The organism is Streptomyces sp. NPDC002125, from assembly GCF_053593715.1.
The window spans coordinates 112,591-127,117 of record NZ_JBSFDD010000019.1; the positions used below are offsets into that span (position 1 = coordinate 112,591).

At 70.1% G+C, this 14,527-nt stretch carries 13 protein-coding genes and 1 pseudogene; 8 read left to right on the forward strand and 6 right to left on the reverse strand.

Annotated features, from left to right (window positions below; genetic code table 11):
* The first annotated feature begins 24 nt into the window (after positions 1-24).
* Entirely contained in the window at positions 25-426 is a 402-nt protein-coding gene (locus ACWCQM_RS28000; protein WP_450917887.1) for a hypothetical protein, read from the forward strand.
* On the opposite strand, the pseudogene ACWCQM_RS28005 reads toward ACWCQM_RS28000, so the two are convergent.
* From ACWCQM_RS28005 to ACWCQM_RS28025, 5 genes and pseudogenes are all read right to left on the reverse strand, one after another.
* Positions 427-1,260, reverse strand: a pseudogene (locus tag ACWCQM_RS28005) (Tn3 family transposase); the annotation flags it as partial.
* Between the two features lie 84 nt (positions 1,261-1,344).
* Positions 1,345-2,214 carry a recombinase family protein gene (locus ACWCQM_RS28010; protein WP_450917888.1) on the reverse strand — a complete coding sequence of 290 codons (870 nt, stop codon included), beginning with the start codon at positions 2,212-2,214 and terminating at the stop codon, positions 1,345-1,347.
* 140 nt (positions 2,215-2,354) lie between these two features.
* A complete protein-coding gene (locus ACWCQM_RS28015) occupies positions 2,355-3,359 on the reverse strand; it encodes an IS481 family transposase (RefSeq protein WP_450917889.1) in 1,005 nt (334 codons plus the stop codon).
* A complete protein-coding gene (locus ACWCQM_RS28020) occupies positions 3,356-3,865 on the reverse strand; it encodes a hypothetical protein (RefSeq protein ID WP_450917890.1) in 510 nt (169 codons plus the stop codon). The genes ACWCQM_RS28015 and ACWCQM_RS28020 overlap by 4 nt, the downstream gene beginning before the upstream one ends.
* Before the next feature lie 21 nt (positions 3,866-3,886).
* Positions 3,887-4,957 (reverse strand): DNA polymerase III subunit beta family protein, encoded by a 1,071-nt coding sequence (locus ACWCQM_RS28025; protein ID WP_450917891.1) that lies wholly within the window; start codon positions 4,955-4,957, stop codon positions 3,887-3,889.
* 262 nt (positions 4,958-5,219) lie between these two features.
* On the opposite strand from ACWCQM_RS28025, the gene ACWCQM_RS28030 reads away from it, so the two are divergent.
* The 3 genes from ACWCQM_RS28030 (at position 5,220) to ACWCQM_RS28040 (ending at position 10,064) form a co-directional block, all read left to right on the forward strand.
* Complete coding sequence (locus ACWCQM_RS28030) at positions 5,220-6,074, forward strand: metalloregulator ArsR/SmtB family transcription factor (protein ID WP_450917892.1); 855 nt, start codon at positions 5,220-5,222, stop codon at positions 6,072-6,074.
* On the forward strand, positions 6,071-6,670 hold the full coding sequence (locus ACWCQM_RS28035; RefSeq protein ID WP_450917893.1) for a dihydrofolate reductase family protein: 600 nt from the start codon (positions 6,071-6,073) through the stop codon (positions 6,668-6,670). Before ACWCQM_RS28030 ends, ACWCQM_RS28035 begins: the two co-directional genes overlap by 4 nt.
* A gap of 256 nt (positions 6,671-6,926) precedes the next feature.
* Positions 6,927-10,064, forward strand: a complete 3,138-nt coding sequence (locus ACWCQM_RS28040; RefSeq protein WP_450917894.1) for a Tn3 family transposase — start codon at positions 6,927-6,929, stop codon at positions 10,062-10,064.
* 42 nt (positions 10,065-10,106) lie between these two features.
* Here ACWCQM_RS28040 and ACWCQM_RS28045 read toward each other — a convergent pair whose 3' ends face one another.
* Entirely contained in the window at positions 10,107-10,685 is a 579-nt protein-coding gene (locus tag ACWCQM_RS28045; RefSeq protein ID WP_376250061.1) for a TetR/AcrR family transcriptional regulator, read from the reverse strand.
* A 122-nt stretch (positions 10,686-10,807) separates the two neighbouring features.
* Between ACWCQM_RS28045 and ACWCQM_RS28050 the strand changes: the two genes are divergently transcribed.
* The 4 genes from ACWCQM_RS28050 to ACWCQM_RS28065 all read left to right on the forward strand — a co-directional run bounded on the left by ACWCQM_RS28050 (position 10,808) and on the right by ACWCQM_RS28065 (position 14,523).
* Positions 10,808-11,623, forward strand: a complete 816-nt coding sequence (locus ACWCQM_RS28050) for an SDR family oxidoreductase (RefSeq protein ID WP_351730932.1) — start codon at positions 10,808-10,810, stop codon at positions 11,621-11,623.
* A 108-nt stretch (positions 11,624-11,731) separates the two neighbouring features.
* Positions 11,732-12,658 carry an SDR family NAD(P)-dependent oxidoreductase gene (locus tag ACWCQM_RS28055; RefSeq protein WP_376250059.1) on the forward strand — a complete coding sequence of 309 codons (927 nt, stop codon included), beginning with the start codon at positions 11,732-11,734 and terminating at the stop codon, positions 12,656-12,658.
* Positions 12,659-12,720: 62 nt separating this feature from the next.
* Positions 12,721-13,398 carry an NAD-dependent epimerase/dehydratase family protein gene (locus tag ACWCQM_RS28060; RefSeq protein ID WP_376250058.1) on the forward strand — a complete coding sequence of 226 codons (678 nt, stop codon included), beginning with the start codon at positions 12,721-12,723 and terminating at the stop codon, positions 13,396-13,398.
* A 108-nt stretch (positions 13,399-13,506) separates the two neighbouring features.
* The gene (locus tag ACWCQM_RS28065; protein WP_450917895.1) at positions 13,507-14,523 is read left to right on the forward strand and encodes an alpha/beta hydrolase; all 1,017 of its coding nucleotides are present in this window, start codon (positions 13,507-13,509) and stop codon (positions 14,521-14,523) included.
* Positions 14,524-14,527: the final 4 nt, after the last annotated feature.

Consider the following 14,527-nt stretch of genomic DNA (forward strand, 5'->3'; position numbering starts at 1 on the left):
GCCACAAGTCCCCGCGCAAGCGACATGTCCCGATCCCCCCACTGGGAGAGCGCCCCCTGCGGCGACAAGCGGTTGGGTCGTATCGGTCCTCCCCCGGAGCCGACACGGACGGGCCGATCAAGCCGTGCACCGGGGCTGGTCGGCTACGGCGGTGACACCGAGCGGGTCTACCTGCTGCTGACCGAGAACCCGGACCCCCCGTACCGCCACGCGGCCTTCCTGGCCACCAAGGTGCACAGCACCGGCATCGGCCAGGCCCCGAAGTTCTCGTGGCGCGGGACGGGAAGTTGCTGGTCGAGTCGGCGCCCGGCGTCGTCGCAGAGCTGGCCCGCCGGGTCGCTCGCACACCTCACCATGGAAGCGGGCCGGGCCGTCCTCGCGGAGAACTACGCGGCCTACGTCGCCGAGTACGGCGAGGACGCGTAGTCACTCGTCGTCGGTGGCGTGCTTGTCGCGCAGGGGCCTCAGCCCGCCGGGCAGGTCGGGGAGCTGGAAGGAGTACCGGCCCAACACGTTGATGTGGTGGCGGACGAACGGGGAGAGGCGGGCGACGTCCTCGTCGCGGACCTCGAAGCCGTCGGCGCGGAGCTGGTTCACCGCTGCGTCCATGTAACGGGTGTTGAACAGCACGAGGGCGTTGAGGACCAGGCCGAGCGCGCCGATCTGGTCCTCCATGCCGTCCTGGTAGCGCTGGTAGAGCTGCCCGGCCCGGCCGTGGAAGATCTTCCGCGCGAGGGCGTGGCGGCCTTCCTGGAGGTTGGCCTGCACCTTGATCTGCCGCCGGTAGCCGGGTTCGTCGGCCAGGCGCAGGATGTGCAGGGTCTTCGCGATCCGCCCATAGTGCGCGATCGCGTCGCCGAGCGGGGTGGGCCGGCCGTCCCGGGAGAGCATCCGGATGACGTCGTAGGCGCGGACGGCTCCGGTGTGGATGGAGCCGATGATCCGCAGGATGTCTTCCCAGTGCCGCTCGATCCGGGCGAGGTCGATCCTGCCGCGAGCGGCGCCCTGGAAGGCGCCGTAGTCGGCCGTGCAGTCAATGCGCCACATCTTCTGGTCGGGCAGGTCGGCGAGCTGCGGGGCGTAGGCGAACCCGGCCAGGGTGAGCAGGCCGAAGACGATGTCGCTGTAGCTCGCGGTGTCGGTGACGATCATCTCCGGGCGCTTGCCGCCGTCGCGGTCGTAGAGGACGTCCAGCACGTACAGGGAGGCGCGCGGGGTCCCGGCCACGACCTTCCCGCCGAGCCCGGCGGCCTGGTCGTTAGCTGGTACCGGGTACGTATTCCAAAGCTGCGGTATTGGCCCTGGAGTCCTAGCTCAGACACCAGCCGCAAACTAGCCGGATGATCATGCGCTCGCCGCTGTGGCGTCCTGTTCGTCGTGTTCCCGCAGCATCCTCATGACGGTGGCGGGCGAGGGGTGCTGGCCCTTCTTCGCGCCGGCGGTGATGACGAGGCGCTTGGCGATGTCGCGCAGGCTCATCTTCTGGTCGCGCAGGTGGAGGGCCATGGACAGCATGTCGTCGTCGGTGACCCCGGCGCCGCCGATGGTCTTGCCGCGCTTGCGGGCGGCCTCGTGGCCTTCGAGGGTGCGGTCGCGGATGTACTCGCGTTCCATGCCGGACATGGCCGCGAGCACGGTGAACACGATGCCGGACGGGTCGTGCGAGCCCTTGAGTTCTCCGGTGAGGAACTCCAGGCCGACGTCGCTGGCCTTCAGTTCCTCGGCGAGCATGGCGAGTTCGATGCCGCGGCCGAGTCGTTTGTGTTCGTGGACGACGAGGGTGACGGCGACGCCGGAAGAGCGGATCTCCCCGGCGAGCGTCACGGCGGCTTCCAGCTCGGGGCGTTTGATCGCGCGGGTGGAGATCTTCTCCGAGAAGACTCGGGTGACCCCGGCCTCGGCGAGGGAGTCGAGTTGTGCGTCGAGGGACTGCCGGGCGGTCGAGGCGCGGGCGTATCCGAGGCGGACATGTCCGACCGGTTCGGCGCCGGCGCGTACGGGCCGGGGCAGCTCGGTCCACGCCGAGCCCGGCTTGCGTACGGCGGGAGTCGGCACGCTCAGGGCCTTGGCGAGTTGGGGCACGAGGCGGAAGCGGGCAGTGTGGTACTGGATCGCCACCCTGCCCTTGCCGGTCCGGCACGGGGAGCCCGCGGGGGCGGCGCAGGTGGACATCGGGCAGTCGTGCGATTCCGCGCGCTTGAAGTCGTCGCTCACAGCCCTGGACTGTTTCATGAGGGTGTTTCAGATGTCCAGTCGTTTGCAACAACTCATGAAACATGATCGCCGCAGGTGGGCCGCCGGGCGACGCCGTGTTTCACGAGCGACCACCTATGAAACGTCTTGCTTCATCGCCGCTAGTTGTAGGAGGTCATGACGTTGGTGACGCCGCTGCCTGGTAGTTGTGCTGCCGGAGGTTGGCTTCCGATCGCGGTGTGGGGCCGGTGGTAGTTGTAGTGGACATTCCAGCGGCCCAGGAGTTGGGCGCGTTGGGCCTCCGATGTCCACGTCCGGGCGTAGAGGAACTCCTCGGCCAGGATGCGGTTGTATCGCTCGACCTTGCCGTTGTGCCGTGGGGTGCAGGGGGCGATGCGTTGGTGTCTGGCGCCAAGGAGAGCTCGGGAGAAGCTCTCGGCGCGGTAGCAGGCTCCGTTGTCTGTCACGATGCGGTCGATGCGGGTGATCCCATGTGCTGCGAGCCAGGCCCGGGCGCGATGGAGAAAGGCGATCGCGGTGGTGGCCTTCTCGTCGGGCAGCGCTTCGCTGTAGGCGAGCCGGCTGTACCCGTCGACGGCCGAGTGCAGGTAGACGTAGCCACCGCGCCCGGTCTTCTTCTTCCGCCGGTCCACGGCTTTCGCCTGTTCGCTGCCGCGTCCGTGCGCGCGCCAGCCTCCGCCGTCGGGGATGCGGCCTACCTTCTTCACATCAATGTGGATCATGTGGCCGGGCCGTCGGGCGTGGATCTTCCGCGGTTGTCGGTTGGCCTCACCGTCGGGGTCGATGAATCGGCGTCGGTTGAGGCCGATCTCGGCCAGGTGCCTGCTCACAGTCCTCCGGCCGATCGGCGTGCCGGCCCGGGACAGCTCGAAGGCGATCCTGGCCGCGGACCACTTGTGGGTGCGGCGCAGTTCTTCTGTGCGGCTGAGGGTCTCCGACGGTGTCGCGGCGGGCTCGTGGTGAGGTGCGGAGGAGCGGTCCTCAAGCCCGAGTTCGCCGTGTCGCCGGTATCGGTTGACCCACTTCGACGCACATGCCCGGGAGATCCCCATCTCGGCTGCAACGTGGGCGATGGGCCGCGTACGGCATCGCTCGACGAGGCGACGCCGCCCCTCCACGGTGAGGGGTGCATTCTTGTGCGTCACGCGGCGGAACCGGGCGCGGAGGCTCGCCGTGACCGGTCCCGCCCGGCGATGGCCTCGGCGACCTCTTGGATGGCGCCGCGAAGAAGGTCACCGTAGGGGTCCTGGGGAAGGCTGGGGGCGTGCGTCTTGGCCGCGTTGATGTGCTCGGTGGCGGCTTCGAAGGAGCCGAGTCGGCGGTAGTTGTCGGCGAGGTTGAGGTGCAGGGAGGGGTAGAAGCCGGCGATGTGGAGGCCGGCGTGGTGCTCCTGGACGCGCTGCTCGGTCACGGCGTCGGCAGCGTCCAGTGCCCGGATGTCCCAGGCGAGGGCCTGGGCGGCGTCTTCGTGGAGATCTGCCAGGTAGTGGGCAAGCGAGCAGCGGTGTAGCGGGTCACCGGTGACACCGATCGCAGACCACAGGTTCAGCAGTTTCTGGCGGGCGGCGGCGCTGTTACCGGCTCGGCCCTCGGCGACGGCGTGGCCTATCGCTTCCATGGTCGGGTCGGGGCTGGCGGGGGTGGTGGTCATGGACTGTTCCTCGTTGTCTTCTCAGGCGGAGTGGTCGGACTTGACGGGCATGGCCAGGGTGGTGAGATCGCCGCGGTCGGCGGAGCGGATCGTCACGGGTTGGTTGTGTCCCCGTAGGTCGAGCAGTACGTCCGGGCCGATCGCCGTGCTCACGGCGGGGTAGAGCGTGGTCAGCTCGAACCAGATCCGGAGGGCCTGGCCCGTCGCGGTGGCCGGGAGTGGGATGTCGGGATGCCCGTCGTCTGCTGACATGACGTTCACCCCGTGGTCGGTGACGTGCAGCCCGATGCGCTCGCCGGAGTGTTCTTCCAGGGCTCGCAGGAACAGATCCTTCGAGACGGTCGCGCGGGTCGTGACCTCGCCCAGTGACGCGAGCATCAGCCGATAGTCGGGAAACTCCTCGGGCAGCAACCGGCAGTGCCGGTCCGCCCGGTCGGCCACGCGCAACCAGATCCCGTTCGAGACCGCTTCCAGTCGTACCAGCGGGCTGCGGCGGCTCGCCGCGACCGCGGCCCGCAGTTCGTCACCATGGATCGTGCCGGCCCACGTCTGGCTCGATGGTTCGGCCGGCGCCAGGGTGCGGGTGGAGAGCCGGTATCGGTCCGTCGCGGTCAGGGTGACCGCCTCAGGACCTGCCTCGATGCGCAGACCGGTGAGTGCCAGCATCCCGGGCTCATACGCGGCAGCGGTCAGGACCTGCTCGACCGCATCCGCCAGCACGGGGCCCTTCACGATCACGATCGGAAGACCTGACGCGTTGCCGAGCGCGGACTTGATGACAGCAGCCTTCTGCTGCACGGTCGCCGCATTCCCCACCACCGTGGCGACATGCTCATCGAGCAGCCGGGAAGCCTCGTCGACCCCGGAACCGAGTACCGCCTCGACAGCGGCCAGGGGCATGGCGAGCTCGCGAAGCTGACGCAGCGCGGTCGCCCGGGCCACCTGGTCAGTGCTGTAGTAGCGGTAGCCCGAGACCGGGTCGACCTCGGCAGGCTGCAGCAGCCCGGAGTCGGCATAGAACCGCAACGCGCTGGAGGTCAGACCACTGCGCCGGGCGAAGGTTCCGATCGGTATCAGCTCATCATTTGGCACCGCGCCATCATCGAGCTTCAACCAACTCGAAGGTCAACACCGACAAGCAGCGGCACCAACCTCATGGCCAGCAACAGCTAGTCACCCCAGAGGGAAGGGGCGCTGCGGATGGTCTGCAGGTCTGCCGATCCTCACGACTGGAGGCGCCGTTCGGCAGTGACTGAGCGGCCTCGCGGGTCGGCTGGTGCACCGTTCTCGGTCCAGCCGCGATCCAAGAATCATTCCTTGACGCGAATATTCGTCACCAGGAATACTCGTACTCATGGACGCACTTCTCACCGCACTGGCCGACCCGGCCCGCTGGCGGCTCGTGAGTCTGCTGGCCGAGCGTCCCCGCCCGGTCGGCGTCCTCGCCCAGCTCGCCGGGGCACGCCAGCCGCAGACGACCAAACACCTGCAGACGCTCGAACGTGCTGGCGTCGTCACCTCCCAGCGCACCGGCCAGCGCCGCATCTACGCGCTCCGGCCCGCTCCCCTGCGGGGCCTCGCGGCCACGCTAAGCGGGCTCGCCGACACCGCAACCCAGGCTGGCGGCCCACACGCGACTTACGACCGCTACGGGGCGAGCCTCAACGCGGAGCGAGCCACCGCGGAGCAGCCCGGGTGGGCCGACGGCCGCTCGTTCACGTTTCGCCGACCGCTCGCCGGCCGCCCCGAGCTGGTCTGGCGGCACCTGACCGATCCCGCCCTGCTCTCCCAGTGGTGGACGCCCGACGATCTCCGCGTCTCCGAGCTCGTCTTCGAGGCACGACCGGGTGGCCGGATCGTCCACGAGTACCGCGATGCCGAGGACACCGACGGCTCTGACGTGGTCGCCGGGCGTACGGAGGGCACCGTCGAGGACGTACGGCCCGCGGAGCGCCTCATCTACCGGACCTCGCCGGTACTCCCCGACGGCAGCCTCGCCTTCACCGCCCACGTCGACCTGGGGCTGCGCCCCACCGATACCGGCACGGACCTCGACGTCCACTGGCGGATCACCGACAGCACGGTCGACTCCGCCGACTTCATCGCAGGCATCGAGATCGGCTTCGGCCAGAGCCTCGACAAGCTCGCGGCGACCTTCGCCGCAGACCCGCACGACACCGACACCACCGACGCGAGGAGCACGAAATGACTGACTCGACCGGCCGCAGGGTGACCGCGAACCTGTCCCTCTCCCTCGACGGGCGTTACCACGGTCCTGGCGGGCCCACCGATTTCAGCATGTTCGCGCCGTACGTGACCTCCGAGGTCGCGCGGAGCCAGCTCACCCGCATCTGGGAGGGCGCGACGACGGCGCTGCTCGGCCGGGTCAACGCCGAGGGATTCCTGGGGTACTGGCCGTCGGTTGCCGCAGACGAGAACGCCGATCCGCGTGATCGCGGATACGCGAAATGGCTGGTGGACACGGACAAGGTGGTCTTCTCGACCACCCTGACCGAAGCGCCGTGGGAACGCACCCGCGTGGTGAACGCCCCAGCCACCGACATCGTTGCCGAACTCAAGGCCACCGGCGAGGGAGACATCCTCGTCAACAGCTGCCCGAGTGTCATCAAGCCGCTCCTCGCGGCAGATCTGCTCGACCGGCTTTACCTCATGATCTTCCCCGAGATCGCGGGAGACGGGCAGCGGCTGTTCGATGACGGCCTGCCGGCTTCGAAGTGGAAGCTCACCCACCAGGAGACGGGCGAGCTGGGCGAGATCGCCATGGTTTACGACCGGGCCCGCTGAACCGGCCGATCAGCACACCCAGCCGACGAGGCGACCGCCCCGGGCAGATTGACACACACGCATGTACGCGACGCTTCCCGGCGCGGCTGTCCTCGATCGCCTCGCTCATCTGGTGGTCGGTGATCGGCCTCGGGGAACATCGGTACAGCGGTTGGCGCTGAGATTGATCATGGTCGGATAGCACACCGGCTGCGGGCTCCGCTGGGGTTCGTGGAAAGATCGCCGGGCGGGTGCCGGGGCTGGCTACGGTCCGTTCGTGCCGGTGGAGTTTCTGACTGATGAGCAGGCCGAGGCGTACGGGAAGTTCGCCGAGGAGCCGACCCGCCCCGAGTTGGAGCGGTTCTTCTTCCTGGACGACGTCGACCGCGATCTGATCGCCCGGCGACGCTCCGCGCATCACCAGCTCGGCTTCGCCCTCCAGATGTGCACGGTGCGCTATATCGGCCGGTTCCTCCCGGACGACCCGCTGGACGCGCCGTGGCGGGTGGTCGAGCACCTGGCCGTGCAGCTTGGCATCGAGGACGCGTCGGTGGTGAAGCGGTACACCGAGCGGCCGAAGACGGCGTACGAGCACGCGTGGGAGATCCGGGACGCCTACGAGTACCACGAGTACGACGATGCGGAGTGGTCCCGGCGGTTCCGTACCTTCCTCCACGGCCGGGCCTGGACGCACGCCGAGGGTCCGAAGGCGCTGTTCGACCACGCGGTGGGCTGGCTGCGCCGCAATCGCGTACTGCTGCCAGGCGTCTCGGTACTGGCCCGGCAGGTGTCGGAGGTACGGAAGGTCGCGGACAAGCGGCTGCACGCCACGGTCGCGGGCGCGGCCCGCCGCGCGGACCCGGCGCTGCCCGGGGATCTGGTGGCGACGCTGAAGACGCCGGAGGGTTCCCGGTTCTCGGAGCTGGAGCGGCTGCGCCGGCCGCCGACGCGGACGACGGGCACGGCGTTCGCCCGCGCGCTGGAGCGGGTGGACGAGATCGGCGCGTACCGGCTCGGCAGGTTGAGGCTGTCGCAGATCCCGCCGAACCGGATGGCGGCGCTGGCCCGGTACGCACTGGGGTCGAAGGCGGCGCTGCTGGAGCGGGCGACGGAGCCCAAGCGCACGGCGATGCTGACCGCGGTGATGCGGCACCTGGAGGCGAAGGCGATCGATGAGGCCCTGGACTTGTTCCAGGTCCTGATGGCCACCCGGCTGCTGAACACGGCGAAGCGGAAGACGGAGAAGGAGCGGCTGTCGACGCTGCCGCAGCTGGAGAAGGCGTCACGGGTGCTCGCGCGGGCGGCGAAGGTGCTGCTTCAGGAGCTGGAGCTGGTCGAGGAGCAGGAGGCGGACTTGGACGTGGCCGCGCTGTGGGCGGCGGTGGAGGAGGTCGCGCCGCGCGCCGCCGTGATGAGCGCGGCGGCCACTGTGGTGACCCTGGTGCCCGAGGATGAGAACTCGGCCGAGGTCGCGATGCGGGCCGCGCTCGCGAACCGTTACGCGACGGTGCGCCCGTTCCTCGCGTTGCTGGGCGAGTCGAAGGCGCTGGACGCGGCGAGCGCGGGGAAGCGGGTCCTGGCGGGGGTGCGGGGTCTTCCGGCGCTGGCGCGGCGGAAGGTGGGGGTCAAGCCACTGCTGCCGCGTGAGGTGGACGACAAGCTGGTGCCGCTGGCGTGGCGCAAGGCGGTGTATGCCAACCCCGATCTGCCGCAGGGCGCGGTGGACCGGGACGCGTACGTGGTGTGCGTGCTGGAGCAGCTGCATCGGGCCCTGAACAACCGCGACGTCTTCGCCGCACCGTCGCACCGCTGGTCCAACCCGCGGGCCCGCCTGCTGGACGGGCCCGACTGGGAGGCGGTCGAGGAGGATGTCCTGGCGGCCCTGAGCCTGGACATGCCCGTGGAGGAGCATCTGGCGGAGCTGGTGCGGGGCCTGGACGCCGGGTGGAAGCAGCTCGCGACACGTCTGGAGGAGGCGGGGCCGGCGGCGAAGGTCTCCATCGAGGTGGCCGGCGACGGGCGGGTGAAGCTGAACGTCGACAAGCTCGGCGCGCTCGGCGAGCCGAAGTCCCTGACCTGGCTGCGCCGGCGGGTCGAGAAGATGCTCCCGAAGATCGACCTGCCGGACCTGCTGTTCGAGGTGAACGCCTGGACAGGGTTCCTCGACGCCTTCGTCCACCTCGGCGACGGCACGACCCGGATGAAGGACCTGCCCACCTCGGTGGTCGCGCTGCTGGTCTCCGAGGCGTGCAACATCGGCCTGGCCCCGGTGGTCAACCCCGGATACGAGGCGCTGACCCGGGCCCGGCTCGTGCACGTCGACCAGTACTACCTGCGCGCCGACACCATCGCCGCGGCGAACGCACGGCTGATCGCCGCCCAGGCCGGCATCTCGATCGTGCGCTACTGGGGCGACGGGTTGCTGGCCTCGGTGGACGGGCTGCGCTTCCAGGTGCCGGTGCGCACCATCAGCGCCGCGCCGTCGCCGAAGTACTTCGGGTTCAAGCGGGGGATCACCTGGCTCAACGCGGTCAACGACCAGGTCGCGGGCATCGGGCAGATGGTCGTGCCCGGCACCCCGCGCGATTCCCTGCACACCCTGGACGCGCTGCTGAATCTGGACGGCGGGGTGAAGCCGGAGATGGTGGCGACCGACAACGCCTCGTACTCCGACATGGTGTTCGGTCTGTTCAAGATCCTCGGCTACAACTTCAGCCCGCGGTTCCGCGACCTGGACGACCAGCGGTTCTGGCGGGCCACGATGCCCGGCGTCGAGACCGGCACGTACGGTGCGGTGGAGGATCTGGCCCGCAACCGCGTGAACCTGAACAAGGTGATCACGCACTGGCCGGACATGCTGAAGGTCGCCGGTTCCCTGGTCACCAACCAGGTTCGCGCCTACGACCTGCTGCGGATGTTCGGCCGCGACGGGCGCCCGACGCCGCTTGGGTCGGCGTTCGCGGAGTACGGGCGGATCGCGAAGACCGAGCATCTGCTGCGGGTGGTCGACCCGGTGGACGACACTTACCGGCGGCAGATGAACCGGCAGCTCACCGTGCAGGAGTCCCGCCACAAGCTGGCGAGGGACGTGTGCCATGGCAAGCGCGGCACCATCCACCAGGCGTACCGCGACGGGATGGAGGACCAGCTCGGCGCGCTCGGCCTGGTCCTCAACGCCATCGTGCTGTGGACGACGAAGTACATCGACGCCGCCGTCCAACAGCTCCGCGCCGAGGGCCACGAGATCCGGGACGAGGACATCGCCCGGCTGTCCCCGCTCAAGCACCGCAACCTCAACCTTCTCGGCCGCTACACCTTCACGCCGTCGACTCCGGCCGCTGGCGCCTTGCGTCCGCTGCGAGACCCGGAGGCGCCAGAGCTGGACGAGGACGATGACGGGAGCGGGCAGGACTGACCGTGGCCGACCAGGGGTGATGGTGCGGTCCGTTCCGCTTGATCACGGAGCGGGGGCCGCGGCGCCGGTGCCGGCAGCGGCCAGGCAGGTGCGCAGGCGTTCGATGTAGGTGTCGAAGTCCTCGTCGGTCTTCCAGCTCTGGTAGGCGGTGCCGGCGGCGGCGAGGGCCATGTTGAGCTGGAGGATCCCGATCATCGCGTCCTCACCGGGGGTCTGGGCCAGGATCCAGGTCTGCAGGTCGGTGCGCAGTTGTTCTCCGGATGCCTGGCTGGCCCGGGCGAGGGCCGGGGACTGTGCCTTGAGGCGGCGCATGAGCGGCATGCGGTCGCGGAGTCCGGTGTTGACCTCGATCATGATCGCGGCCAGCGAGTCCCAGAGCGGTTCGCCGGGGCTCCGTGCTTCCAGGAGGGTGCGCCAGCGGTCGCGGGCTTCGGGGTCCTGGTCGAAGACGACGGCTTCCTTGCTGGCGAAGTAGTTGAAGAAGGTGGCGCGGGACACGTTGGCGGCGGCTGCGATCTGCTCGATCGTGGTCGCCTCGAAGCCCTGCACCTCGAACAGGCGCAGGGCCGCCTCGCTGATGGCACGCCACGCGGCCAGTTTTTTGCGTTCCCGCAGGCTCATGGATCCTCCCTCCCGGAATCATACTTGCTGGACTCGTCGATTTTTAGACGAGTCTAGTATTCTGGTCGCAGTGGTGGGACGCTTCCCCCGGCGTTCCGCCTTTGGAACGTGAAGGGATTTTCATGAGCAAGGTCTGGTTCATCACGGGTGCGTCGCGTGGCTTCGGCCGTTCCTTCGCCGAGGCGGCGCTCGGCCGCGGCGACAGGGTCGCGGCGACCGCCCGTACCGTCGGCACGCTCGACGACCTGGTGGCGAAGTACGGCGACGCCGTGCTGCCGCTGGCCCTGGACGTCACCGACCGTGCCGGGGTGCGGCAGGCGGTGTCCGCCGCGCACGAGAGGTTCGGCCGGCTCGACATAGTCGTCAACAACGCCGGCTACGGCCAGTTCGGCGCGGTCGAGGAGGTCAGCGAGCAGCAGCTGCGCGACCAGTTCGAGACCAACGTGTTCGGTGTCTTCCACGTCACCCAGGCCGTCCTGCCGATCTTGCGGGGGCAGGGATCCGGCCACATCGTCCAGGTCTCCAGCGTCGGCGGCGTCACCGCCTTCCCCCACACCGGCGCCTACCACGCCTCGAAGTGGGCGGTCGAGGGCCTGTCGGAGTCCCTCGCGGCCGAGGTCGCGGGCTTCGGGATCAAGGTGACCCTGGTGGAGCCCGGCGGCTACGCCACCGACTGGGGCACCTCCTCGGCCGTGCACGCCGAGCCGAACCCCGCATACCAGCCGCTGCGCGAGGCGCTGGCCGAGCAGCTCGCCCACACCCAGTACGGCAGCCCCGAGGCCGCCGGCCAGGCGCTGCTGCAGATCGTGGACGCCGAGAACCCGCCGCTGCGCGTGCTCTTCGGCAGCCACATGGTCGACCACGTCCAGAACGTCTACGCCCAGCGCATCGACGCGTGGACCGCATGGGCTCCCGTCTCCCAGGCCGCCCAGGGCTGACCACGTTATACCGCCCGGCGTCTCACGCCGCGTCCCTGGACCTGTGAGCCGCCGGGCGGGCCGAGAATCCCCGTACCGCCCCTCTCGCCAGCACGGAAAGGCATGATCATGGCCCGCACGACCGCCGTCCGGTGGACCGAGAACGACATCCCGTCGCAGGAGGGCCGCGTTGCCGTCGTCACCGGCGCCAACAGCGGACTCGGTCTGCAGACCGCCCGGGCCCTGGCCGCCCGCGGCGCGCACGTCGTCCTCGCCGTCCGCGACCTCGACAAGGGCCGCCGGGCCGCCGCCCAGATCTCTGACCGCGTTCCCGGGGCCCGGCTCGGTCTGCAGCAGCTGGACCTGGCGTCCCTGGCTTCGGTGCGTACGGCGGCCGGTGAGCTGCGCGAGGCGCACCCGAGGATCGACCTGCTGATCAACAACGCCGGGGTGATGTACACCCCCCGGCAGAAGACACGGGACGGCTTCGACATGCAGTTCGGCGTCAACCACCTCGGGCACTTCGCGCTCACCGGTCTGCTGCTGGAGGCGCTGCTGCCGGTCGCCGGGTCGCGGGTGGTGACCGTCAGCAGCTTCGGGCACCGCATCCGGGCCGGCATCCACTTCGACGACCTGCAGTTCGACCGCTCCTACAACCGTGTCGCCGCCTACGGCCAGGCCAAGCTCGCCAACCTGATGTTCACCTACGAGCTCCAGCGCCGTCTCGCCGCGCACGGCACCACCATCGCGGCCGCCGCGCATCCTGGGGCGGCGGCCACCGAGCTGCAGCAGAACCTGCCGCGCCCGCTGCGCAAGGCGGCCGACCTGATGCTCCCGCTGGTCACCCAGGACGCCGCCATGGGCGCGCTGCCGACCCTGCGCGCGGCCACCGACCCGCAGGTCACCGGAGGCCAGTACTACGGCCCTGCCGGCATGGGCGGAACCCGCGGCTACCCCCAGGTGGTCGCCTCCAGCGGAAAGTCCCACGACACCGCGGTCCAGCAGCGGCTGTGGGCGGTGTCCGAGCAGCTCACCGACGTTACCTTCCCCGTCTGACCCTCTGGCGCTCCGGCCGGGGGATCCGGCGGAGTCAGGCCGACCGACCGAACAGGAACAGCGTGCGCATCATCGTTTTCGGCGCCACCGGCATGGTGGGCCAGGGAGTACTGGAAGCCTGCCTGCGCGAGGAGGAGGTCACCGAGGTCCTCGTCGTCGGCCGCACTCCCACCGGGCGCTCCCACCCCAAGCTCCGCGAGCTCCACCACGAGGACTTCACCGACTTCACCGCCGTGAAGGACCAGTTGGCCGGCTACGACGCCTGCTTCTACTGCCTGGGTACCTCCGCCGTCGGCATGAGCGAGGCCGACTACCGGGTCGTCTCCTTCGACTTCCCGCTCGCCGCCGCCCGCGCCCTGCTGGCCGCCGCCCCCGGCGCCGCCTTCTGCTACGTCACCGGCGCCGGCACGGACGGCACCGGCAAGACTCGCATGATGTGGGCCCGGGTCAAGGGGCAGGCCGAGAACGCCCTGCTGGAGCTGAGCCCCCGCGCCTACATGTTCCGCCCCGCGTTCATCGTCCCCCTGCCCGGGACGAAGGCGAAGACGAAGTCCTACGTCCTGCTCTACCGCATCGTCACACCGCTCTACCCGCTCCTGCGGCGCCTGATCCCCCGCTACGTCACCACCAGCCTGCAACTGGGCCAGGCCATGCTCCAAGCCACCCGCCACGGCTCCCCGCGCCGTGTGCTGGAGACGGCCGACATCAACCACCTCGCCGCCGCCCACACCACCCCCTGACCCCGCCCCGCCCCCGACGCCCGTCGCCCGTACGGCGTCGTGCCGCAGTGCCGTCCCGGCCCTCCCGTCCCGGAGGACCGGGCCTGGACCGAACCCGAAGGAGCCGACATGACCGCCACCCCCGTCCCCGCCACCGCCGCCCCGGTCGGGCCTCCCGTGCCGTTCGATCCGGAGCTGGCTCCTGCCCTGGCCGCGATCAACGAGGTCCTGCCGCCTGACGCGTTCGCCGACCCCGCCACCCTGTCTCAGCTGCGGGAAGGCATGCGGGGCGGGGAAGAGCCGCCCCGGGACGCGTTCACCCGCGGCGGCGCCTTCGCCGTCGAGGAGCGCACCGTGCCCGGGCCCGAAGGTGCACCGGACATCTCCCTGCTCATCTGCCGACCCACCAGGGTCACCGCCCCCACCCCGGTGATCTACCACACCCACGGCGGCGGCATGATCACCGGCGACAAGCGGGGCGGTGTGCCCGAACTTCTGGAGCTGATCGACGGCATGGGCATAGCCCTGGTGTCCGTCGAGTACCGGCTCGCCCCCGAGACCCCGCACCCCGGCCCTGTCGAGGACTGCTACGCCGGTCTGGTGCGGACCGCGGGCCACGCGGTGGAACTCGGCATCGACCCGGCCCGGATCATCGTCGCCGGAGCCAGCGCCGGCGGCGGTCTCGCGGCCGCCCTCGCCCTTATGGCCCGCGACCGCCGCGGCCCCGCCCTGCTCGCCCAGATGCTGATGTACCCGATGCTCGACGACCGCAACGACACCCCCTCCGCCCACCAGATGGCCGGCCTCGGCGTCTGGGACCGCGCCTCCAACCAGGCGGGCTGGGACGCCCTGCTGGGCCAGGCACGCGGAACCGACACCGTCTCGCCCTACGCCGCGCCCGCCCGCGCCACCGACCTGTCCGGCCTGCCGCCCGCCTTCCTCGACGTCGGCTCCGCCGAGACCTTCCGCGACGAGGTCGTCACCTACGCCGGCCGCATCTGGCAGGCCGGAGGCCACGCCGAACTCCACGTCTGGCCCGGCGCCTTCCACGGCTTCGACCTCATGGCCCCCCAGGCAGCCGTCTCCCAGGACGCCCGCGCCGCCCGCGGCCCGTGGCTGCGCAGGATCCTGTCCGCCCAGCGGTGACGCA